Raw genomic sequence first — 22,153 nt, forward strand, 5'->3', positions numbered from 1 at the left:
GAGGCTCTTAGTTGTCAGAACTTCCGTCGAAATATACGGCGCGTCCGGTACGTGCTGATTCATACACAGCTTCAAGAATCTGGGTAACTACGAAGGCCTGCTCCGGCAGAACCACCGGATCCTTGTCTTCTCTTACGGCTTCCAGCCACAGACGGGCTTCACGGTCTGCTTCATTCTCCGCAGCTCCGCTGTAGAAGGCTACACCACCGGAGGACAGGTCCACCTTGGTCTCATACAGGCGGCCGGCACGTTCACCGTTCAGACGCAGCCCGTCCTTCATATCCGCACCGCCTTCCGTTCCGGCAAGCATCGTCTTGGCTTCGCCGAATTCGGACACATTCAGCGCCCAGCTCGATTCAAGTACAATTGTAGCACCGTTCTCCATTGTAATGAAGCCGAAGGCGGAATCTTCTACCTTGAATTGTTCAGGGTCCCACGGACCGAAGGCATTCGCGGCGTTCTTCTTCTGGCCCAGCTTATGGAAAGTGGAGCCTACCACCATACGCGGCTTGTAGTTATTCATCAGCCAGAGTGTCAGATCCAGCGCATGGGTACCGATATCGATCAGCGGTCCTCCTCCCTGCTTCTCTTCATCCAGGAACACGCCCCAGGTTGGAACCGCGCGGCGGCGAAGCGCAATTGCCTTACCGTAATAGATATCGCCGAGTTCCCCTTCTTCACACAGCCCCTTCAGATATTCGCTGTCTGCGCGGAAACGGTTCTGATAGGCGATGGACAATTTCTTGCCTGTACGCTTGGCGGCATCCAGCATTTCCTTAGCCTGTGCAGTGGTCTTGGCCATCGGCTTCTCACACAATACATGATTGCCGGCTTCCAGTGCAGCAACCGTAATCTCGGAGTGGCTGTCATTCGGCGTGCAGACATGCACGATATCGAATCCGCCCGTTGCCAGCAGCTCACGGAAATCGGTAAATACAGCAGCGCCTTCCGAGCCGTAGGTCTTGGCAGCCTCCTGGGCACGTTCTTCCACGATATCACAGAATGCCACCATTTCGGCATCCTCCTGACGGGCAAGGCTTGGCATATGTTTGCCGTTTGCGATACCACCGCAACCGATAATAGCAATTTTGAGTTTGTTAGACATGAATACTTCCTCCTTGATTCTCATATGTTTTGATCCAGTTCAAGCTGTCAGCCACACTTGCAAGCGGCGAGCGGCTGCAGAAGTCCTGCTCGACCACTGCCCATTCCACACCAGCGCCAGCGGCTGCTTCAATGATCGCAGCCAGATCCACTTCACCTTCGCCGAGTACTACAGTCTCCGGTGAGCCGTCTTCGTTCTTCTTCAGATCCTTGAGGTGGATGATCGGCAGGCGTCCTGCGTACTTACGGATATATTCTGCCGGATCATATCCGCCGTAATACACCCAGCATGTATCCATCTCTACTTGAAGCTGCTCAGCAGGCACCGCTTCGAACAGATAATCAAAGGCCGGCTGGCCGTCAACCTTCTCTGTGAATTCAAAATCATGATTATGATAAGACAGAACAGCACCGGCAGCCTTGCATTTCTCGCCGATGGTCCGCAGACCCGCGGCTACCTCCGGCCAGTTCCGTTGTTCTTCTGTCAGATAAGGCACGATCAGATTGCGGTTGCCGATCTCCAGATTGAAGGTGATCTCCTGCTCCGTATCATTCAGCATCGCATCGTACGGACGGTGTGCTCCGACAGCAACAAGCCCTGTCTCTTCAAGCAGCGCCTTCACCTGCCCGGCCGTACGGCCGAAATAGTGGAAGAACTCCACACCGCTGTAGCCCAGCTCGGCTACCTTACGTATAGTTCCCTCGAAATCCTGTTCCAGTTCTTCTCTCAGCGTGTACAGCTGCAGTCCAACCTTAAGCATTGTTATTCCCACTCCTTATATGATCCGGAGTTATCCTGTTCTTGCTGCCGCCGCACTCCCGGTTACCTTCCCTGAAGCGCATCACCTGAACAAACGGGCTGTAAACATTGGAGAACGCAGCGTTCTCATGGTTTCATCCACTGCTTCCAGAGTTTGTAAATGTAGCGATTAGCGCCGCAATACGGCCTTCTCCACATCATTTATATGTTTTTTGCTTAGCTACATGGTAATATGAAAGCGTATATAATAAAATGAATAATATGATTAAAACATGAACAATCTGCTTATCATTTATTAGACTAGGAGGGACACATGACAACATCTGCCGCTTGCCACATTCTATCCGCCGGATTCTCCTTCCACCGCAAACCATTTCATATGTCACGCAGCGAGGGTGTACAGTATTATCTGCTGCGGCTCCAGACTGAAGGGCGCAGCCGCACCAGGGAGAACGGAGCCATTACGACCGTTGAGAGCGGTGATCTCATGCTGTTCGCACCGAATGACCCCTACTACTTGAGTATCGACAAGGAAGTCTATCCCGTCGGCAAGCCGAGGATCGAGAGCGGTGACTATCATATCTTTTGCAGCGGCCCATGGATTGAAGAATGGTGGGGACGCAAGCAGCGTCCGGCGGTACTCCGCCTGCCGATGAGTGATCATATTCTAGGCCTCTTCCGCCAGCTTGTGCTGGAGCAGCGCCGCTTGTCGGACTCCTCACCGGATATCTCTGCTTGTTATCTGCAGATTCTATGTATGGAGATTGACCGGCTGATGATTGATCAGCCCGCGATCTCACCGAAGGCTTATCTGGCTTACCGGATGAAGCAGTACGTTGAAGAGCACGCCTCTTACGCCTTCCGGCTGGAGGATGTGGCCGCACATGTGGATATCTCGGTCTCCCGGGCGGTTCATCTGTTCAAGGAAGCCTTCGGCACCACGATTGTCAAATATGTAAATGATGTACGGCTGGATATGGCCCGGGAAAAGATTACGTTCAGCCCCATGCCGCTGGAGCATGTCTCCGAGACCTGCGGTTTTGCGAACTATACCTATTTCCACCGGATTTTCCGCAGCCGGTTCGGCATGTCGCCCAAGGAGTACCGTATTCACAGCAGGGCACAGGTATAAGTATTACCCCGCTGCTCCCAGGCATGCAAAAGGAGCGCCATCATGGAAGATCCGCTCCTTGTGTTTGACCTTATTCAGTTGCTCGCGTTTGCCGGGTGTAACTCTGACATGCTGGGAGATGGCCCCGTAATCCTGATTGAGTCTGCGGTTTCTTTCTGCACACCATGTGCCTGAGCGCTCTGCCTTAAGCAGCGCCTTCTGCGTTCTTGTCCGTGCCATAAGCGGCGACACTCCTTGTCAATCGTATATTCAGTGCGGCTGCACTGTCTGTTCAATTCTAACACAATATCTTAATCGCTGCCCGGTACTCTTCACTATAATCATCTCTTACCGCATGTTAGCTCCTTGTTGCCTAAAGCGCGGCTTGCAGTAGAACAGCCTGTTACAGTATCCTTGAGGAGCAAGCTACATACCTGTGATCATAGGAATACAACCGGAAGAATGAGGAGGAACACTATTATGAAATATGATGTGCTGTATGACGGCGCCTTCGCCATGCTTAAGGTCCTGCTGGAGCCGGGCGAGAGCGTTAAGGCGGAGATGGGGGCGATGGTCGCCATGTCACCGAATGTGGAGCTGCGGGGCACCGTGGACGGCGGAATTATGCGCGGCCTGGGCCGCATGCTGAGCGGGGAGAAATTCTTCTTCCAGGAGCTGACCGCCACGCGCGGGCAGAGTGAAGTGCTGCTCTCACCCGGTTCTATCGGGGATGTACAGGCCATTGAGCTGGACGGGTCGTACAAGCTGATCGTACAGAAGGACGGCTTCCTGGCGGGAACCCAAGGCATTCAGGTCAATACCAAGATGCAGAATCTGACCCGCGGCCTGTTCTCTGGCGAAGGCTTCTTCATTCTGGAAATCAGCGGCAGGGGCACCGTCTTCCTCTCCTCCTTCGGAGCGATTCACGCCATTAACCTCGGACCGGGCGAAGAGATGATCATCGATAACGGACACCTTGTAGCTTGGCCGGACTATATGGATTACAAGGTGGAAAAAGCAGCCTCCGGCTGGCTGAACAGCTTAACCAGCGGCGAGGCCCTGGTCTGCCGGTTCCGCGGCGAAGGGGTGATCCTGGTTCAGACCCGCAATCCCGGCAGCTTCGGAACCTGGATCAAGTCCTTCGTTCCGAACCGTTCCTAGCAGCGGCAATTCGCAGATTCCGTATACACAAGTGGGAACGGCTTTGCCGTCCTTTTAGGGACGGCACCGTTTCAGCGAGAAATAGAAGGATAAGTTATAGAGTGAAACATATAACTTCTTATATTAGCAAGAAGGCGCAGGCTGAACTTCAGCCCTGCGCCTTCTGTGCGTTGCAGTTGTGCTTATGAGACGGCGCGGCAGTCCTTGTCGCCCTTGCAGCCGTTCTTTTGACAGCTATTATAGGTGCCTTTGAAATCGAGACGGTGATCAGTCACACTGAAGCCATATTCACGGGCTACCCGCGCCTCCAGCTCCACCAGCCAATCATCCTTGATCTCTTCCAGCTTACCGCATACATTACAGATCAGGTGATGATGCATATGCACATGATCGTCGTCGCGCAGATCATAACGGGCGACGCCGTCGCCGAAATTCATTTTTTGCACAATATGAAGTTCACACAGCAGCTCCAAGGTACGGTAGACGGTCGCCAGCCCCAAATGCGGGTAACTGCGCTTGACCAGCATATATACCTCTTCCACGCTTAGATGATCCTTCTCATTATCCAGCAGCACCCTCACTATCGCCTCACGCTGTGGTGTAAGCTTATAGTTATGAGCCGCAAACTGCTGGCTGATATTTGCCACTCGGTTCACCCGGGTTCCCACCTTTCCGGAAGCAGAACAATTCCCGCAGAATAATTAGTAATCGTTACGATATAAGCATAACAAACTTGCCCGTCAAAGAAAAGTCCTGACACCAGTATAACACCACTTGCCCGTAATAGCCCCCCCTCTGCCGCTCCACGCATAGATAATATTTCTGCCGAAACCGGGTCCGCCCATTCCGAAGTGCCCGCTATCCCCATACTCTATATCAAGATCACATGAAACCTATAGGTGCTTATATTGAAACGAATATGTAAAAAGTGAGGATGATCCGGATGGCGAAAGTACAACCTAAGCAGACGCAGCGGCTTGTAACAGCCCGTGTACTGCGCAGCGTAGCTGCGGCCATGCTGCCGTTCTACCGGAAAATTGCCGGAAACCGCAGTTATGCCAGGCAATGGACAACCGCGATTGTCACTGCCGACCTGGACCTGATGGGCAGCTTGCTCCACAGTATCCCCGCACTTGCGGATGCGGAGAATTACGGAACGAACGGGATCGGTTATTTCATCTCTTTCCCTTTCCCGCTGCCTGTTGCCTTCTATACTAACGGAACGACGATTCCGCCGGGAACCGCCCAGTTCACCTTCAATACAGACGCCCACCGCTGCATAGCGCGTTCCATCATCCCGTTGTACCGCGAGCTTGCGGTTAACCGGAGCTTCGCGGAAGCGATGGCTGCCGCCATCCGGCGTAAGGACAACCGGGCGGTAAGGGCGATGGTCCGCAGTCTGGTGAGAACAACGTCGCTGAAATCTGTAACGATTGAAGAGAGCGGAATAGCGCTGCTCTTCAAGACCAGATTCAGCCGGTACCCCTACCGCAATCTGCTGTTTCAGGAAATGATGTAGCTGGCCGGACCTGTAGACCGGGATACATTCGCTTGCAACCTTTTCTGATCTCATTACGTTAGAGGAGTTGATACAGGCCAAACGGCCCAACCCTATAATAGAGGTGGAATTCAGATGAGTATGAAAAAAAACACGATCGCAGCTATTACAGCAGTAACCCTCCTTTCCTTCTCTCTTGGCGGACAAATTTTCGCAGCCGGCAGCAGCTTCAAAGATATCGGCCAGGTGACCGGTAAGGATAAGATCAACTCTCTGAAGGAGCAGGGCCTGATCAAAGGAATCTCCGACACCCAATTCCTGCCGGCATCCACAGTAACTACAGCGCAGGGGATACAGTTTATCTCCGGCGGTCTCCAGCTTAGCCTGGCAGCGATTGATTTCAATAAGGCACCACAGGCAAGTGCGCTTTTCTCCAAAGTAAAAGACAATGCCTGGTACGCCGAAGCCTTCATCAATGCCCATTATAATGGTGTGAATATCCCGGCCAATATCGATCCGGCCAAGCCGATTACCAAAGAGCTGTATACCAGTATGCTGGTTCAAGCCGTGGAAAAGGCCGGTAACCTTCCGATGATCAATCTTGTCCCAGTTGAACTTACAGATGCAGACGCGCTGGACCCTTCCTATCAGGGCAGCATTCAGCGGGCGCTGAAATACAAGATCACTGCCCTCGATGCCAGCGGCAAGTTCAATCCGAAGAGCAATATTACCCGCGCTGAAGCAGCAGTAATGCTATATAACACGCTGGACTACTTGAAGTCCGTTAGCGATGGCGGCACACAGAAGTAAAGGAAAGTTGGATTCGTTCATACCGCTCCCCCGCGTATGATAGATAATAGGCTGTCCCGGAAGCCGTTACGGCTAGGGGCAGTCTTGTTTTTTTGACAGGAAATACGTAGGCTTATTGTGAGTATTCTGTGACGATCACAAACTGGGCAGCAATAAAAAGACAGACCAGGACTCCCCTCCCGGTCTGCCTTAATATACTCCGTCTCGCAATCACTCTTCCCCGCTTAGCCGGTTCAGGAATTGAAGTGCGCGCGGGTTCTTCGTCTGCTCCAGTACCTCCCGGGGGGTTCCCTGCTCCAGAATGACTCCGTTATCCATCAGGATGATCCGGTCGGCCACATCGGCCGCGAATTTCATCTCATGGGTGACGATAACCATCGTCATCCCCTCCCGGGCCAGCTGCTTGATGACCTTCAGCACCTCGCCGACCAGCTCAGGGTCAAGCGCCGAGGTCGGCTCATCGAACAGCAGCACCTCCGGCGAGACCGCCATGGCGCGGGCTATCGCTACACGCTGCTGCTGGCCGCCGGACAGCTGATGCGGATACGCATCTGCCTTGTCTGCCAGACCCACCTTGTCCAAGAGTGCCAGTGCCTTGCTGCGCGCTTCCTCCTTGGAACGCTTTTGCACCGTGATCTGTCCCTCCATGACATTGCCGATCGCCGTCATATGCGGGAACAGATTATAGGACTGGAACACCATTCCTGTCTGCTGGCGCAGGGACAGTACGGTACGCTGTGGAATTTTGGCGCCCGGGGTGAAATCCAGCTTAATCGTGTTCAGCGTAAGACTGCCCTTGTCAGGGGTCTCCAGCAGGTTGAAGCAGCGCAGCAGCGTGGTTTTGCCGGAGCCGGAAGGTCCGATAATGACCATGACCTGGCCGTGTTCAACGGCGAGATCCACACCTTTCAGCACCGCAAGCGGCCCGAAGGACTTATGTAAATCGCGTATTTCAATCATGCGTATGCCTCCTTAACCTTAACTGGCCGAATACCGGTCCAGCCGCTTCTCCAAGTAATTCTGCAGCGCCGACAACACGGAACAGAACAGCAGATAGAACAACGCCGCTTCGCAATACAGCAGCAGGGGTTCATAGGATGTCGCCACAATCTGCTGGGCTTTTCGGAAAATCTCAACATAAGTAATACTGGCCGCAAGCGAAGTATCCTTGACCAGGCTAATAAAAGAATTCGATAACGGCGGAACCGACACACGGGCCGCTTGAGGCAATATCACCCGGCGCAAAGCCTGCTTCCGGCTCATTCCCACCGAGAACGCGGCCTCCCACTGGCCTTTGTGGATAGACAGGATGGCAGCCCGGACAATCTCGGAGGAGTAGGCCCCAACACTGAGCGTGAACCCGATGACAGCGGCGATGAACGGATCAAGCACAATCCCGGCAGCGGGCAGTCCATAGAAAATAATAAACAGCTGCACCAGCAGCGGCGTTCCCCGAATCACCCATACGTAGAAGCGGGCGATCAGCCGCGGAAGCCTCCAGGAGGACAGCCGGGCAAGTGCCGTAATTACAGCCAGCAGCAGGCCCAGGATGAATGATACCAGTGCTAACGGAAGGGTAAAAGCCACCCCTGCTTTGAACAGAGGCAGCAATGAATCGAGAAATATTTGTATTTGGCGGTCATCCATCATTTCGATACGTCAGTGCCGAAGTACTTCTCGGAGATCTTAAGGTAGGTTCCGTCGCTTTTCATAGCGGTCAGTGCTTCGTTCACAGCCTGCACCAGCTCGTCATTCCCTTTCAGGAAGACTGCGGCACTATGCGAGCCTTCGGCAATCTCATCCACCTGCTTGATCTTGACATCCGGCTTCTGCTTCTTCAGATCTAGGAAAGACAAGCCGTCATTGACAGTGGCGTCAATCCGTCCGGAGAGCAGCAGATCAATCGCCTGGTTGAAGCCTTCGGTAGATACGATCTCGGCACCGTTGTCTGTGGCGATTTTGCCGAGGTTGCTGGTGAGCGACTGGCCGGCTTTTTTACCCTTGAGATCAGCGAATGTCTTAATATCCTGATTATCCTCCGGCACGATCAGCACAGCCTTGGAGACAATATACGGATCAGAGAAATCATATTTCACTTTGCGCTCATCGGTGATAGAGACTTCATTGAAGATCACATCGAAGCGCTTCGCATCCATCCCGGCAAAAATCCCATCCCATTGCGTCTCAATGAACTCCGGCTTCACACCCAAGCGCTTGGTGACTTCTTCGGCGATCTCGACATCGAAGCCCGTCAGCTTGCCGTCTGCATCATGGAAGGTGAACGGTGCGTAGGTCCCTTCCGTTCCGATGCGCAGCTTGCCGCTGGCTTTGACGGCTTCCAGGCTGTTCTGCTCCCCGGAAGCTGCACCCTCTGTAGCCGCAGCCGTAGGTTCAGCCGGAGTGTTGCCGCCCGTTGCTGTCTTGTCCGTATTGTTGCTTCCGCAAGCCGCAGCCGTGACCATGGTCAGGAGCAGCATAATAGTTAGACTTAGTTTTTTCATTCGATGAATCCCCTCTCGTATCTTCTTCTCTTCAGGCACCGTAATTAGTGGCAAAATGAATCGTAACACCGGGGTGTTACCTGCGTCAATAACTTTTTCCGATTATATGCATCGGATTTATATTGTATTGATTTTCCATAGCTTAGCTTGCCCCAAATTCTGCTCCTGCATCAGGATATTCAGAACAGAAATCAACAAAAAAAAGCGACCCTCCGGCAAAAGGAGAATCGCTGCTCTATGGATGTTACAAGCTCTGCTTCTGTGTGGGCATAGCTATACGTGCATGATTTCCGGTGCCGCCTTTTCCTTGGAACGCTCAGCTCCGGAATGGCGGCCCCGGCGCAGCAGCAGTCCAAGGACCGCACCGCCAAGCGCGACAAACATCATAATGTGGAACGTGTCCGCGAAGCCCTGCGACAATACCGTCTGCTTAGCCAGCAGCAAGGCATCCTGCGAAGCGCCTGCGGTACTCTTTCCGGCAGCGGCAGCGGCCTCCTGCATCTCGGTACCGCGCGCCGTTGTTCTTGCCGTCAGAATCGTAACCAGCGTCGAGACGGCCAGCGAGGTAATCACCTGCTGCATCGAATTCGTCAGCGAGGTTACCCGGTTCACCAGATGGCTTGGCGCCTTGTTGAGCAGATGCGTATTCATCGGCATCATCATCATACCCATTCCGGCCCCGCACATGATCAGCGGAAGGATCAGGTCGCGGCTCTGCGTGGTAAGATCCACATGGGAATACTGGAATAACGCACCGGAGACCAGACTGAGACCGCAGACCACGAGCCAGCGCACACCGATCCGGTCGAACAGTATTCCGGCAATTGGCATCATCAGCCCGGAAGCGATCGCTTGCGGCAGCAGCGTCAGGCCGGTATCAAATGCGCCGAAGCCGCGGGCCTGCTGCAGAAATTGCGGGAGCAGGAATAACGCGCCATATAAGCCGAACTGGGCAATCCACTGCACGATGATCCCTGTCGTGAAATCAACGGATTTCAGAATCCGCAGCTCCAGCAGCGGTGTCTTGGAGCGCAGTTCAGCGATGACAAAAGCGATCAGCGCCACAGCGCCCAGCAGCAGCCCGATCAGCGTCTTCTCAGAGGTCCAGCTCTGCGCGCCCTGGCTGACCCCGTAAGTGAGCGAAGCAAACGCCAGCGGGCCAAGAACCATACCGAGCTTATCCATGCCGGGCACGCTGTTCTTCGCCGCATTCGGCAGCTTGCGCAGTCCGATCAGCACAGCAATGATGCCAATCGGAATATTAATGAGGAAGATCCAGCGCCAGGAATGGTATTCAACCAGCCAGCCCGACAATACCGGACCAATAGCGGGTGCGAACAGGACGGGAATGCCCATAATCCCCATGACAACGCCAACCTTACTTTTGGGAGCCAGTCTGTACACATAGGCCATCCCGACAGGGAGCACACAGCCGCCGCCAAGTCCCTGAATGACCCGGAACACAATCAGCCATTCGGCGCTGCTTGGTGTAGCGCACAGAATCGAGCCTATCGTAAACACAATTACCGCCGTCAGGAAGACCGTCTTGGCCCCGAACCGGTCAGACAGCCAGCCTGACAGCGGAATAACTGAAGCCTGAGCCAGCATATATCCGGTAACTACCCACTGCAGCGTATGCAGGTCCGTCTTGAAATCCACCACCAGCCTGGACAAGGCTACATTCATCGCCGTACTGTCCAGCACAACCATAAATACTCCGGCAATAATGGCCAGCAGCGGAACCAGAATGCTGGACAGCCGGAAATCGGCTTCCTGCTTCAAGGTCTGATCCATGTCTCTTCTCCTCCTGAGCTGTCCGCGTTCTACATTGACCTGCGGGCAGATTGTTCTATATAATGAGTGAACGGACAACTGTCCGTAAGTGCAATTCATAGTCTACGGACAATTGTCCGTTGTGTCAATTCTTTTATTTATTTTTCTGTAAATCGCTGATTTATTTCTGAAAGGGGTTCTCATGAAAAAGCCAGACACCGATGCTGCACAGCTCCCGCGCTCAGCTCCGCAAGCCAAAGAATCCGCTCCGCCCGAGTCCGCCGATCCTTATGTACAGCGGATTCTTGAAGCTGCACGCCAGTTGTTCACCGAGAGCGGACTTGAGGCAGTCAGCATGTACAGCATTGCCAAGCGGGCAGGCATAGGACAAGGCTCCCTGTACCGCCGCTTCACGGACAAGGGTGAGATCTGTTCTGCACTGCTGAAGGGCAGCGCAGATCAATTCCTGTCCGGGCTGGAGCAGCAGGTGGCTGCCAGTGCCGGTGAAGCTCCGGCTCTCGCTCAGCTGCAGAGCAGCATTGAGCAGATTGCCGATTTCATTGAGCAGTATGCCGAGCTGCTGAATATGATCAAAGCCGAGTTCACAGGTAAGAAGCAGCTGACCCAGTTTGAGCATCCTTTTTTTCAGCGGCTGGGGGTGATGATGACAGAGCTGCTGCAGCGTGCTGCGGAGGGCGATGAGATTATTGACATTGATCCTGCCTTTGCGGCCACGGCCTTAATCTCTGTTCTCAGCCCTGATCTGTACCTGTATGAGCAAAAGCGGCACCACTCCTCCAAGTTGGACATCTCCCGGGGCATCGTCACCTTGTTCGTGACCGGTCTGGCGAAGCGCTGACCGCCTGCTCTTTACAAGAGGGGAATTTGTGGTATATTAAGTAGCAATTACGAATTCAATAACACCTGTTAATTCACTAGGGGAGTCGGCCGACTGAGACGGAGCTTAAGCTCCGGACCCTTTGAACCTGATCTGGATCATACCAGCGGAGGGAAGTGGAGCAGAATGTATCAGTGGTTCCCGTCACAGGGCCGCAGCCGACTGTACCTTCCGCCCCATTCATTGCCTCCGGGAATGAATGGGGCTTTTTTGTGCTCCTCGCAGGTTCTATTTCAATCCGGGGAGGCTTGTACATAGTCTTATGATCAACATTAGCAATCTATCCTATGCTTTCGGGACCGGTTCGTCCCGGACACCCGTCTTCTCAGAGCTATCCATGAATGTGCAGCGCGGCGAATTCATTTCTGTCGTAGGCGGAAGCGGATGCGGCAAAAGCACCTTGTTCAAAATCATCGCCGGCCTGCTGGAGCCGGACAACGGCAGGATTACGCTGAACGGAGCCGAGTCCGCTACAGCAGCGAAGAGGCTGGGCAGTGTGGCCTACATGCCGCAGCAGGATCTTCTCCTGCCTTGGCGGACCGTGCTGGACAACTGTCTGCTGCCCTGGGAACTCAAGCGCAGCCGTCCCAAAGCGGCCGCCGTGGCCGAGATTCTTACCCTGCTGCAACGCTTCGGCCTAGAGGGAACCGAAGGGGCTTATCCCCAGGAGCTGTCCGGCGGGATGCGCCAGCGCGTGGCGGTCCTCCGCACCGTGGCGGCGGGGAATGACCTGCTGCTGCTCGATGAGCCGTTCGGGGCGCTCGATGCCATTACCAAGCGCTCACTGCAGCGCTGGCTGCTCGAGTTATGGGCGGAGTTGGACAAGACGGTGCTGTTCATCACCCATGATCTGGAGGAGGCTCTGCTGCTCAGTGACAGAATCTATCTAATGACGGGCAGTGGCGGCGGCGGGATGCAGGAATTCCCAGCCGGTCTCCCCCGTCCGCGCCATCACAGTCTGAACTATCTACCGCAGTTCGCCGCCCTGCGCCAGGAATTGGAGCTGAAGCTATATGAGAACCGCCGCTCCTAGAAGATTGCTCCAGCACTACGGTCCGGCTTCCCTGCTCGCCCTGCTGACGCTTGCAGTCTGGGAGACTGTAGCCCGGCTGGGCCTGGTTCCTCCCTTCATTCTTCCGGCTCCGTCTGCGGTCTGCAAGGCCTTGCTGGAGGAACGCCGCCTGTTATTCGGGGTGCATCTGCCGGCTACACTGCTTGAGGTACTCACGGGCTTCGCACTGTCTGTGGTCTGCGGCTGCCTGCTGGGAATCGCCATGCACCTGTTCAGTCCGCTGGCCAAGGCGCTGTACCCGCTGCTGATCATCAGCCAGACGGTTCCGCTGATCGCGCTCTCTCCCCTGTTCATCATGTGGTTCGGCTACACCCTATGGAGTAAGGTCGCCGTTGTCTTCCTGACTGCTTTCTTCCCGGTGGTCATCGGCACCTATGACGGCTTGTCCAAGAACACGGACGCCTACCGGGAGCTGCTGCTGACATATGGCGCGAACCGCTGGCAGATTCTCGGGAAGGTGGGCGTTCCGCTGGCCCTGCCCTCTTTTTTCTCCGGACTGAAGCTGTCGGCTGTGTACTGTGTGATCGGTGCAACCATTGGGGAATGGCTTGGAGGCAGCCAGGGGCTGGGCTATTTCAGCCGCAGAATGGCAGGGAATCTCCAGAGTGCCAAGATGTTCGCCGCTGTTGTCTTGTTATCCGTGCTCGGTATCCTGCTGTTTCTGGCTGTCGCCGCACTGGAGAAGATTATTCTGAAGAAAAGAGGACGTTATTCATGACTACTATCCGCTATTTCCGTTATCTGCACCATGTGATTTCAAGGCCAACCGTTCTACTGTCTGCTCTGCTGCTCTGTATGCTGCCCGTCCTGGCAGGCTGCACCAATACGAACAGTCCGGCGGCCTCCGGCTCTTCGGCGGGGACTACAGCCACTTCTGAAGCTGGGACTGGAGCCGAAGGCGCAGTCCATAAGCTGACGATTATGCTCGACTGGTATCCCAATGCTGTCCACTCTTTTTTGTATGCGGCAGAGGCTGAAGGCTATTTCGCTGAGGAAGGTCTGGAGGTTGATATTCAGATGCCGGCCGATACCAATGATGCGCTGAAGCTTGTTGCTGCGGGAAAGGTGGACCTGGCACTCAGTTACCAGCCGCAGGTATTGATGGCACGGGGGGAGCAGATTCCGGTCAAGTCGATTGCTGCGCTGGTGCGCCACCCGCTGAATCATCTCATGGTAGCTGCAGACAGCGGCATCACCCGCCCGGGAGAGCTGTCCGGCAAGCAAGCCGGATATTCCTCCGTCCCGTTGTATGAAGCCATGCTGAACACGATGGTCAAAAGCGACGGCGGGGACCCTTCCTCCCTCAAGCTGGTGGATGTCGGCTATGAGCTGATCCCTGCTCTCTCCACCGGACGGGTGGATGGCATTATGGGCGGGTTCATCAACCATGAACAGCTGATTCTGGAGCAGGAAGGCCATCCGGTCCGCTCTTTCAATCCTGTGGATTACGGGGTCCCGGATTATTATGAGCTGGTGCTGGTCGCCAGTGAGCAGGGACTGCAGGATTCACAGGGCTTTTATCACAAATTCGTGGATGCGATCAGAAAAGGCCAGCAGTATACTGCCGATCACCCGGATGAAGCGCTGAAGCTGCTGCTTACCCATCAGGAGGATACCGCACCGCTGGATGAAGCCATTGAGCAGCGCAGTCTGGAGATCCTGCTGCCGCTGATGGATGCCGGTTCCCAGCCCTTCGGCTATCAGGACAGCGCATCATGGGAGAAGGTGAACCAGTGGCTGAGCGAGAACGGACTGCTGGCTGCCGAAGTGGATGTTAAGAATGCTTTTATTAATTTCTAATTACATCTTTCAGGAGGAATTCATATGTCTTATCTGTCAAAAGTACGCCAGGCGAACCCGCTGGTGCATAATATCACGAATATCGTAGTTGCTAACTTCACAGCTAATGGGCTTCTGGCCCTGGGAGCTTCGCCGTTCATGGCCGATGCCATTGAAGAAGTAGCGGATGTCGCCGCCATGTCCGGCGCGGTTGTGCTGAACATCGGTACACTGAATGAAGCTGCCATTGCTTCCATGATCGAGGCCGGAAAGGCTGCGAACCGCCACCATGTACCGCTCGTGCTTGATCCCGTTGGAGCCGGTGCTACCGCCTACCGCACGGATGTTACAGCTAAGCTGCTCAGTGAGCTACAGCTTACTGCGCTGCGCGGCAATGTGGCCGAGGTTGCCAATGTGGCCGGGGAGAGCTGGGCTAGCAAAGGCGTGGATGCCGGAGCAGGCGAGGGCGATGTAGTAGCTCTAGCCATTAAAGCAGCGCAGAAGCTGAACTGTGTCGTAATTATCACCGGCAAGGAAGACATCATCACAGATGGCAAGCGCACTTATATCGCCAGCAACGGGCACTCCATCCTGACCCGGGTGACCGGAACCGGCTGTCTGCTCAGTGCGGTGGTGGGTGCATTTCTTGCCGTAAGCGGCGGGGAGGTGCTTGAGGCGGCTGCCGAGGCCCTCTCCTTCTACGGCGTGGCAGCAGAGCTTGCCGCTGAGGCGGCTGAAGCCCAAGGTCCGGGCAGCTTCCAGATTGGGTTCCTGAATCAATTGTCACTAGTTACCCCGGAGCAATACAGCAGCCGCTCACGGCTGAAGCTGCTCGAAGCCTAAAACGCCGCAAAGGAGGGGAAAAGATGACTAGCATACGCAAAGCGTTGACCATTGCCGGCTCTGACAGCGGCGGCGGGGCCGGGATTCAGGCGGATTTGAAGACGTTTCAGGAGCTGGGGGTGTACGGCATGTCTGCACTTACTGCACTCACCGCCCAGAACACACTAGGTGTCCAGGGGGTCTATCCGATGGAGCCTGAGACCGTTGCAGCCCAGTTAGATTCGATCGGCAGTGATCTGCCGCCGGATGCCATTAAGACAGGGATGCTGTTCAGCAGTGACATTATCCGTGTGGTTGCCAGTAAAGTGCAGCAGTACGGCTGGCAGCAGAAGCTGGTGATCGATCCGGTCATGGTCGCCAAGGGCGGCTCACAGCTGCTGCTCCAGGAGGCAGTACAGGCGCTGATTACAAGCCTGCTTCCTCTCTCGCTTGCCATCACCCCCAATCTTCCAGAAGCAGAGATGTTGACAGGTATGAAGATTGAGAGCCGGGAAGACCGGGAACAGGCGGCAAGACTGCTTCATCAGATGGGACCCGAGTACATTATCTTGAAAGGCGGACATGACTCCTCAGGAGATGAGGCCGTGGATCTGCTCTATGACGGACGGGAATTCCAGTATATGTCCAGCCCGCGGATTGCGACGAAGCATACTCACGGAACCGGTTGTACCTTCTCGGCTGCGGTGACGGCGGGTCTTGCGCTGGGCCGCTCCATGCCTGAAGCCGTCCATACCGCCAAGGCCTTCATTCAAGCGGCGATTGAGGATAGTCTAAATATCGGGGCCGGGCAGGGGCCGACAAATCATTTTGCTTATGGGAACCGGATGAGATCAAGGGGGATACCGCTATGACACGGATAGATAGCGAGGATATGCGCAGACTGCTGAAGCTGTACTTCATTATGGGCAGTGTGAACTGCCGCCAATCACCCGAGGACACTTTAACCGCTGCTGCTGCTGGGGGCATCACTCTGTTCCAATTCCGGGAAAAGGGTCCCGCTGCGCTCAAGGGTGCCGCACTGCTCCGTCTAGGGCAACAGCTCCGGCAGATCTGCCGGGCCTATAACATCCCGTTCATCGTGAACGATGATCTAGAGCTTGCCGCTGCGCTGGATGCCGATGGCATTCATGTCGGCCAGGATGATCTGCCTGCCAGGCTGATCCGGGAACAGCTCGGTGAGCATAAGATCATCGGAGTCTCCGCACATAATCTGACGGAAGCCCGGCAGGCTATCGCGGACGGCGCCGATTATCTCGGAGTCGGTCCTGTCTATCCTACTTCGTCCAAGGATGATGCCCAGGCCGTCCGGGGAACTACTGTCATTGAAGAGCTAAAACGAAGCGGCCTGAGCATTCCTGTGGTGGGAATCGGCGGCATCACCCTGGAGAATGCCCCACCGGTCATCCGGGCGGGTGCGGATGGTCTCTCCATCATCTCGGCCATTGCCGGAGCTGAGGATATACGCAAGACCACGCGTAGGTTCGCGCAGCTCGTCACTGCTCCTTCTTCATAATTTCAAACCAGGCACGCTGCGGGTGGAACGATGCTGGTGGAACGATGCGGGTGCCTCATGCCACGCATAGGGTGTACCTCACTTTTCCACCCGTCTCTTTGTGGCGACATATAACGTTAACCAGGGCGCCCAGTCCAATTATGATCGGTTTTTCGATTACATTCGGCTTACGTGGCGCGCCCAATCCAAATATGATCGGTTTTCCGATTACATTCGGCCTACGCGGCGCTCCCAATCCAATTATGATCGGTTTTTCGACTACATTCGGCTTACGTGGCGCTCCCTGTCCAATTATGATCGGTTTTTCGATTACATTCGGCTTACGTGGCGCGCCCAATCCAAATATGATCGGTTTTTCGATTACATTCGGCCTACGCGGCGCTCCCAATCCAATTATGATCGGTTTTCCGATTACATTCGGCTTACGTGGCGCTCCCAATCCAATTATGATCGGTTTTTCGATTACATTCGGCTTACGTGGCGCTCCCAATCCAATTATGATCGGTTTTTCGATTACATTCGGCCTACGCGGCGCGCCCAGTCCAATTGTGTTCGGTTTTTCGATTACATTTGGCTTACGCTACCCCCTCTATCCCCGCGTAATCTGCCCATAACAATAGTAGAATAGAATTGTCCGTCTGCCAGCCGCTTATCTCTGCGCAGGACACCCTCGACCTCGAAGCCAAGGCTCTCATAGAGCCGGATCCCCTTGTCATTCCTCTCCAGAACCTTCAAGCTCAGCTTATCCAGACTGATGGTATCCGCCCAGCCGATAGACTGCTCCAGCAGGCTCCTGCCGATTCCATATCCCCAGAATTCCTGCAGCACCCCGACTCCGAACTCGGCCTGATGGGCCAGCCTGCGAAGCGGACTTCCTTCACATCTGGCGAAGCCCGCCAGCCTGTCCTGAACCTCGGCAACCAGGAACAGGTTCGTGCCGCTGGCCATATCCGCCGCTATAAGCGACCGGAAGCCCTCCGGGCCGATGAATGCTTCCCCCTGAACCCGGTCTAAATTCTCCGTCTCCCCGTCGATCTTCAGCCTCAGCGCTGATAACTGATGGGCATCCTGCGGTACGGCGGATCTCACCGTGTATCGGAGCCCTTTATTTTCATATCCCTGTGCAACAATAATCATTCTGCTTCTCCCCTCCCAAGCTTAAGGCTGCAATCTCGTTCTCCACTTCATTCCGGCTTATCCAGTTTAGCATTTACTTCCGTAAAATCCAGGCGTATAATGCCCATGACAGACATGTTTCAGGATTTTTTTTACATATATAGTATCCCTAAAATTCAAGCAAAGCTGGTGACCCTATTGTCGAGAGGCTTCAGAGCCATGGGACCCGGAGGAGGCTTCGGGCATGGCAAATTAAAGTTCGATGAGGAGGAGGCGAAGCCGGATATATCCAAAGCCCTGCTATTACGCATCGTCAAATATTTCGTCCCATACTGGAAGCAGACGCTGCTGGTGATGACCGTGCTGTGCATCTCCGCAGTGCTGGGGCTGCTCCCTCCTATCCTGATTCAGCAGATCATTGACCGGGCGCTCCCGGACAAGAATCTGCAGCTGCTCTTCCTGCTGGTTGCCGCCTCGCTGGCTACAACGGTTGTGTCAGGACTGCTCGGCGTGCTGCAGAATTATTTGAACTCTTTTATCTCCCAGAATATTGTCCATGATATGAAAAACCAAATGTACCGCCATCTGCAGAGCATGCCGCTGCAGTTCTACTCAGGCGTCAAGCAAGGCGAGGTCATCACCCGGATGACCAGTGACATTGCCGGAATTCAGGGCGTCTTCAACAGCACCATCGTCAATTGTGCCAGCAATCTGTTCATTCTGATCTCCACGGCGGTAACCCTGTTCATCATGAACTGGAAGCTTGCGCTGCTAGGCATCCTGGTCATTCCCTTATTCATCGTGCCGACCCGCAAAATGGGCAATGTGCGCTGGAAGCTGGCCAAAGAGACGCAGGAGAAGATCTCGGAGCAGAATCAGATCATTGAAGAGACGCTCAGCCTCAGCGGGTACATGCTTATGAAGCTGTTCACCAGAGAGGACACCGCGCTGGCAAGCTTTCAGACCGTAAACGCCCAGGCGACACGGCTGCAGATCCGCGAATCAATGGCCGGCCGCTGGTTTATGCTGGTCCTTACCACCTTCACCAGTATCGGGCCGATGCTGATTTATCTGTACGGGGGTTATTTATTCATCCAGGGAGAGCTAAGCATTGGAGCAATTATCACCTTCGTGGCACTGCTGAGCAGATTGTATATTCCGGTTATGCAGATGACCAATCTCTATGTGGATGTGAACCGTTCGGTGGCGCTGTTTGAACGGATTTTTGACTATTTTGATATGGACCCGCTGATTGTGGATGCTAAGCTGGCTCTTCCAAGCCGGGTTGAGGGACAAGACATCGTCTTCGAGCAGGTGAATTTCGCCTACGCCCCGGACAAGCCCGCGCTGAGCGGGATCTCCTTCACGGCAGCCGCCGGATCACTGACTGCCCTGGTCGGACCCAGCGGAGCAGGCAAAACCACCATTACCAACCTGATTCCCCGGCTCTATGAGCTGGATTCAGGCGTGATCCGTATCGGCGGCAAGGACATCCGCGAGTTCACGCTGCATTCGCTTCGCTCGCAGATTGGCCTAGTCACCCAGGACACGTACCTGTTCAACGGGACGATCCGCGAGAATCTGCTCTATGCCAACGCTGAAGCCACGGAAGCCGAGCTGACGGCCGCCTGCGAAGCTGCTTTTATTCATGATTTCATTCTGAAGCTGCCTGAGGGCTACAACACGGTTGTCGGCAACCGGGGAATCAAGCTGTCCGGCGGTGAAAAGCAGCGGATGTCCATCGCGCGCGTGCTGCTCAAGAATCCGCCCATCATCATTATGGACGAGGCCACCTCGTCGATGGACACGGTATCGGAATATTACATCCAGCAAGCCATGCAAGAATTGCTGCGCGGCAAGACCAGCATGGTCATCGCCCATCGTCTCTCTACCATCATGGCAGCCGACAATATTCTGGTTGTTCAGGACGGCAGGATTGTGGAGTCGGGGCAGCACGCTTCCCTGCTGGCTGTGAATGGGGTATACCGGGATTTGTACAACAAGCAGTTTCAGCGGGAAGATTCATAAGCCAACAGGTTCAGTCACACGTGAAAAAGAGATTCCCGGAGCAGCCTCACCTGCCCCGGGAATCTCTCCTCTTCTTGTCCGCGATCAGCGCGGCCTACCTCGTAGTACGCAGCGGCTTCAGCTTGTCCATCCAGCCGCTGATTTGTTCTGCCGTCTCCGTGCTGCGCAGCAGCCGTTGATATTCGTCCACATACCCGCCGTCACCGGCAAGCTGTCCGGCCCACTCATGGAACTCTTCGAACCGTGTCAGTGCGATACTGCGCTTCCCGAGAATCAGGTAGGCGTTCAACAGCTGCTCTAACGTCTGCTCGGACGGATTGTTTTTATACTCCTGCTCACTGAGCTGAAGCTGATCTACCGCATATTGCTTGGTTAGCAGCTTATCCGGCACATAATTCGTCCCTTCCAGCTGGTAGATGCCCATCAGCGCCGGACCCAGGGGGGATTGACCCGGATAAGGGCTGGCCAGCAGATCCTCGCTCCCGTCCTGATCCACATCCTCATAATTCACGCTGAACAGATCGTTAACCGTTACCTGCATCGTTCCGTCGATCTCTTCGACTACAATAGACGCGTACGCGGGACGGTTGTCCATCAGACTGAACAAGAAGGTATTCCGGTTGTTCTGCACCACGGCTTCAGCCCAGAGCTGCTCCTCCTCATTCCAAATGCCGCCGCCTTCCAGGGTAAGCCCGGCCTTCTTGCTGTCAAAGACCATTTTGCCCTCCTTAACGATGGCGAACTGTGTATAGCTGAACTCTCCCTTATTCCAGTAATACACCTGAAAAATCTGCCCGTTCAACTGAACCGCATCCATATGTACGAATCCCGAATACTCATCTGCAATCTCAGGGGACACTTCCGCGAGCGCTGCGGCAGCCGCGTCTTCCTCCTGATGCCCTCCAGGTGCTGCTGAGAGATCCGCTGCCGGGGAAGCGGCTGGCGCTGCAGACGGATCTGCTGATCTGCCATCCCCTGTTCTTGAGCAACCCGCTATGATCGCTAAGGCTATCAATAAGCTAATAATCCGCATGTAATCCTCCTAAATGTCGTGTCGTGGTAGCATGACTTCCTGTATACCTGTCCGGGAGCCCGCTTCGGAAGCCGTACTGGTATGTGAGTTGCCCCTAATCTTCCAGTCTGGCATGAAGCTCTGCGAGCTCTTCCTCCGTCAGCCGTCTCCACTGCCCTTGCGGAAGACCACTGAGCGTGATATGCATAATCCGTATGCGCTCCAGGCGGAGCACACGGTAGCCCAGCGCCTTGCACATCCGGCGGATCTGCAGATTCAGCCCTTGGGTCAGAATAATCATGAACTCCTGATCCGAGATCCGCCGGGTGAGGCATGGCTTGGTCCGGGTCTCCAGAATATCTACACCCGCTGACATCTCCGCCAAAAAGTCTTCCGTGACCGGCTTATCCACGCTCACCCGGTATTCCTTCTCATGACTATGCTCGGAACGCATCATCCGGTTGACAATCGACCCGTCATTGGTCATCAGAATCAGCCCTTCCGAGTGCTTGTCCAATCTGCCGACGGCAAAAATCCGGGAGGGATAGTTGATATAATCTACGATATTCCCTTCCACATGCCGGGCGGCTGTACAGGTAATGCCTACCGGCTTGTTCAGCGCCAGGTAGACCCGCTCCTCCCGGTCTGGAGTCACGGTAATTCCGTCTACAGCTACCGTATCTCCAGGCTCCACGCTTGCTCCAGGCGTACAGACCTTCCCGTTAATCGTGATCCTTCCGGCGGCAATCAGCCGGTTCGTCTCTCTGCGCGGATAGACACCGGTCTCACTGATGTATTTGTTAATTCTCATGAAGTACCCGCTTTCAGGTCCTACATATGAAAGAACACCTGATTCACATAGCCATCAGATGTTGCCTCCAACCTATAACCCTTATATTTGGTAATTATCAATGGGCAGATGTCCGCTTATTTAGCGCCTCCGGTTTTGTTGCTGCCGCTGCTGCTCTTAGCCGGTTTGGCTCCTTTGGCACCTGGGCTTCCGGGAGGGCCGCTTCGGGCCGGCTTCACGGGTTTTGCCGTCTTATTCCAGCGGGTCCAGCCCTTGCTGCCTGTTCCTCTGCCTGTGCCGCCGCCTTTACTTTTTGCCACAATATCACTCCGTCAATATTCAGTTTTCGTCGTACATTACTCTATCTTACCATTATTTCGGGCG

The 22,153-nt window shown here is 54.7% G+C and carries 25 protein-coding genes and 1 riboswitch; of the genes, 13 read left to right on the plus strand and 12 right to left on the minus strand.

The annotated features are described in order from the left end of the window. Nucleotides 1-7: 7 nt before the first annotated feature. Entirely contained in the window at nt 8-1,105 is a 1,098-nt protein-coding gene (locus tag MKY64_RS12860) for a Gfo/Idh/MocA family protein (protein ID WP_036729132.1), read from the minus strand. Beyond that, nucleotides 1,098-1,865 (minus strand): sugar phosphate isomerase/epimerase family protein, encoded by a 768-nt coding sequence (locus MKY64_RS12865; RefSeq protein WP_340953373.1) that lies wholly within the window; start codon nt 1,863-1,865, stop codon nt 1,098-1,100. The genes MKY64_RS12860 and MKY64_RS12865 overlap by 8 nt, the downstream gene beginning before the upstream one ends. A gap of 312 nt (nt 1,866-2,177) precedes the next feature. Between MKY64_RS12865 and MKY64_RS12870 the strand changes: the two genes are divergently transcribed. Continuing rightward, the gene (locus MKY64_RS12870) at nt 2,178-2,996 is read left to right on the plus strand and encodes a helix-turn-helix domain-containing protein (RefSeq protein WP_036729137.1); all 819 of its coding nucleotides are present in this window, start codon (nt 2,178-2,180) and stop codon (nt 2,994-2,996) included. A 3-nt stretch (nt 2,997-2,999) separates the two neighbouring features. Here the strand turns inward: MKY64_RS12870 and MKY64_RS12875 are convergent, their stop codons facing one another. Beyond that, nucleotides 3,000-3,215, minus strand: a complete 216-nt coding sequence (locus tag MKY64_RS12875; protein ID WP_340941204.1) for a hypothetical protein — start codon at nt 3,213-3,215, stop codon at nt 3,000-3,002. A gap of 240 nt (nt 3,216-3,455) precedes the next feature. On the opposite strand from MKY64_RS12875, the gene MKY64_RS12880 reads away from it, so the two are divergent. Further along, nucleotides 3,456-4,136 carry a TIGR00266 family protein gene (locus tag MKY64_RS12880; protein ID WP_036729143.1) on the plus strand — a complete coding sequence of 227 codons (681 nt, stop codon included), beginning with the start codon at nt 3,456-3,458 and terminating at the stop codon, nt 4,134-4,136. Between the two features lie 182 nt (nt 4,137-4,318). Here the strand turns inward: MKY64_RS12880 and fur are convergent, their stop codons facing one another. After that, the gene (gene fur / locus MKY64_RS12885) at nt 4,319-4,792 is read right to left on the minus strand and encodes a ferric iron uptake transcriptional regulator (RefSeq protein WP_036729146.1); all 474 of its coding nucleotides are present in this window, start codon (nt 4,790-4,792) and stop codon (nt 4,319-4,321) included. 287 nt (nt 4,793-5,079) lie between these two features. On the opposite strand from fur, the gene MKY64_RS12890 reads away from it, so the two are divergent. Both MKY64_RS12890 and MKY64_RS12895 read left to right on the plus strand, forming a co-directional pair. Next, the gene (locus MKY64_RS12890; RefSeq protein WP_340953375.1) at nt 5,080-5,655 is read left to right on the plus strand and encodes a hypothetical protein; all 576 of its coding nucleotides are present in this window, start codon (nt 5,080-5,082) and stop codon (nt 5,653-5,655) included. 114 nt (nt 5,656-5,769) lie between these two features. Continuing rightward, nucleotides 5,770-6,444: an S-layer homology domain-containing protein gene (locus MKY64_RS12895; RefSeq protein WP_036729152.1), complete on the plus strand. Its 675-nt coding sequence runs from the start codon at nt 5,770-5,772 to the stop codon at nt 6,442-6,444. Between the two features lie 210 nt (nt 6,445-6,654). Here the strand turns inward: MKY64_RS12895 and MKY64_RS12900 are convergent, their stop codons facing one another. The 4 genes from MKY64_RS12900 to MKY64_RS12915 all read right to left on the minus strand — a co-directional run bounded on the left by MKY64_RS12900 (nt 6,655) and on the right by MKY64_RS12915 (nt 10,739). After that, nucleotides 6,655-7,404 (minus strand): amino acid ABC transporter ATP-binding protein, encoded by a 750-nt coding sequence (locus MKY64_RS12900; RefSeq protein ID WP_036729154.1) that lies wholly within the window; start codon nt 7,402-7,404, stop codon nt 6,655-6,657. An 18-nt stretch (nt 7,405-7,422) separates the two neighbouring features. Further along, the gene (locus MKY64_RS12905) at nt 7,423-8,091 is read right to left on the minus strand and encodes an amino acid ABC transporter permease (protein ID WP_036729156.1); all 669 of its coding nucleotides are present in this window, start codon (nt 8,089-8,091) and stop codon (nt 7,423-7,425) included. Beyond that, on the minus strand, nt 8,091-8,945 hold the full coding sequence (locus MKY64_RS12910; RefSeq protein ID WP_036729159.1) for an amino acid ABC transporter substrate-binding protein: 855 nt from the start codon (nt 8,943-8,945) through the stop codon (nt 8,091-8,093). Before MKY64_RS12910 ends, MKY64_RS12905 begins: the two co-directional genes overlap by 1 nt. 273 nt (nt 8,946-9,218) lie before the next feature. Continuing rightward, nucleotides 9,219-10,739, minus strand: coding sequence for a DHA2 family efflux MFS transporter permease subunit (locus tag MKY64_RS12915; RefSeq protein ID WP_051478322.1), 1,521 nt, complete (start codon nt 10,737-10,739; stop codon nt 9,219-9,221). A gap of 181 nt (nt 10,740-10,920) precedes the next feature. Here MKY64_RS12915 and MKY64_RS12920 point away from each other — a divergent pair, with 181 nt between their 5' ends. The 8 genes from MKY64_RS12920 (at nt 10,921) to MKY64_RS12955 (ending at nt 17,437) form a co-directional block, all read left to right on the plus strand. Further along, nucleotides 10,921-11,577: a TetR/AcrR family transcriptional regulator gene (locus MKY64_RS12920; RefSeq protein WP_340953376.1), complete on the plus strand. Its 657-nt coding sequence runs from the start codon at nt 10,921-10,923 to the stop codon at nt 11,575-11,577. Between the two features lie 68 nt (nt 11,578-11,645). Next, a riboswitch (TPP riboswitch) is annotated at nt 11,646-11,748 on the plus strand. Between the two features lie 130 nt (nt 11,749-11,878). Then, nucleotides 11,879-12,649 (plus strand): ABC transporter ATP-binding protein, encoded by a 771-nt coding sequence (locus tag MKY64_RS12925; protein WP_340953378.1) that lies wholly within the window; start codon nt 11,879-11,881, stop codon nt 12,647-12,649. Then, nucleotides 12,630-13,406 (plus strand): ABC transporter permease, encoded by a 777-nt coding sequence (locus tag MKY64_RS12930; protein WP_340953379.1) that lies wholly within the window; start codon nt 12,630-12,632, stop codon nt 13,404-13,406. The genes MKY64_RS12925 and MKY64_RS12930 overlap by 20 nt, the downstream gene beginning before the upstream one ends. After that, nucleotides 13,403-14,488: an ABC transporter substrate-binding protein gene (locus MKY64_RS12935; protein WP_340953381.1), complete on the plus strand. Its 1,086-nt coding sequence runs from the start codon at nt 13,403-13,405 to the stop codon at nt 14,486-14,488. Before MKY64_RS12930 ends, MKY64_RS12935 begins: the two co-directional genes overlap by 4 nt. 18 nt (nt 14,489-14,506) lie before the next feature. Continuing rightward, the gene (gene thiM / locus MKY64_RS12940; protein ID WP_268748477.1) at nt 14,507-15,310 is read left to right on the plus strand and encodes a hydroxyethylthiazole kinase; all 804 of its coding nucleotides are present in this window, start codon (nt 14,507-14,509) and stop codon (nt 15,308-15,310) included. Nucleotides 15,311-15,333: 23 nt separating this feature from the next. Next, a complete protein-coding gene (gene thiD / locus MKY64_RS12945; RefSeq protein WP_339256191.1) occupies nt 15,334-16,161 on the plus strand; it encodes a bifunctional hydroxymethylpyrimidine kinase/phosphomethylpyrimidine kinase in 828 nt (275 codons plus the stop codon). Further along, a complete protein-coding gene (gene thiE, locus MKY64_RS12950; RefSeq protein ID WP_340953383.1) occupies nt 16,158-16,823 on the plus strand; it encodes a thiamine phosphate synthase in 666 nt (221 codons plus the stop codon). Before thiD ends, thiE begins: the two co-directional genes overlap by 4 nt. Before the next feature lie 140 nt (nt 16,824-16,963). Next, nucleotides 16,964-17,437 carry a hypothetical protein gene (locus tag MKY64_RS12955; protein WP_340953385.1) on the plus strand — a complete coding sequence of 158 codons (474 nt, stop codon included), beginning with the start codon at nt 16,964-16,966 and terminating at the stop codon, nt 17,435-17,437. On the opposite strand, the gene MKY64_RS12960 is transcribed toward MKY64_RS12955, so the two are convergent. Continuing rightward, nucleotides 17,388-17,960, minus strand: a complete 573-nt coding sequence (locus tag MKY64_RS12960) for a GNAT family N-acetyltransferase (RefSeq protein WP_340953387.1) — start codon at nt 17,958-17,960, stop codon at nt 17,388-17,390. The genes MKY64_RS12955 and MKY64_RS12960 overlap by 50 nt on opposite strands. 198 nt (nt 17,961-18,158) lie before the next feature. On the opposite strand from MKY64_RS12960, the gene MKY64_RS12965 reads away from it, so the two are divergent. Beyond that, entirely contained in the window at nt 18,159-19,967 is a 1,809-nt protein-coding gene (locus tag MKY64_RS12965) for an ABC transporter ATP-binding protein (RefSeq protein ID WP_340953388.1), read from the plus strand. A 94-nt stretch (nt 19,968-20,061) separates the two neighbouring features. Here the strand turns inward: MKY64_RS12965 and MKY64_RS12970 are convergent, their stop codons facing one another. The 3 genes from MKY64_RS12970 to MKY64_RS12980 all read right to left on the minus strand — a co-directional run bounded on the left by MKY64_RS12970 (nt 20,062) and on the right by MKY64_RS12980 (nt 22,092). Further along, on the minus strand, nt 20,062-21,000 hold the full coding sequence (locus tag MKY64_RS12970) for a hypothetical protein (protein ID WP_340953390.1): 939 nt from the start codon (nt 20,998-21,000) through the stop codon (nt 20,062-20,064). Between the two features lie 94 nt (nt 21,001-21,094). After that, nucleotides 21,095-21,790 carry a pseudouridine synthase gene (locus MKY64_RS12975; RefSeq protein WP_340953391.1) on the minus strand — a complete coding sequence of 232 codons (696 nt, stop codon included), beginning with the start codon at nt 21,788-21,790 and terminating at the stop codon, nt 21,095-21,097. Between the two features lie 116 nt (nt 21,791-21,906). Further along, complete coding sequence (locus MKY64_RS12980; protein WP_036729188.1) at nt 21,907-22,092, minus strand: DUF3934 family protein; 186 nt, start codon at nt 22,090-22,092, stop codon at nt 21,907-21,909. Nucleotides 22,093-22,153: the final 61 nt, after the last annotated feature.

It is taken from the genome of Paenibacillus sp. FSL R7-0210 (assembly GCF_038009085.1).
Classification (GTDB): domain Bacteria; phylum Bacillota; class Bacilli; order Paenibacillales; family Paenibacillaceae; genus Paenibacillus_AQ; species Paenibacillus_AQ silagei.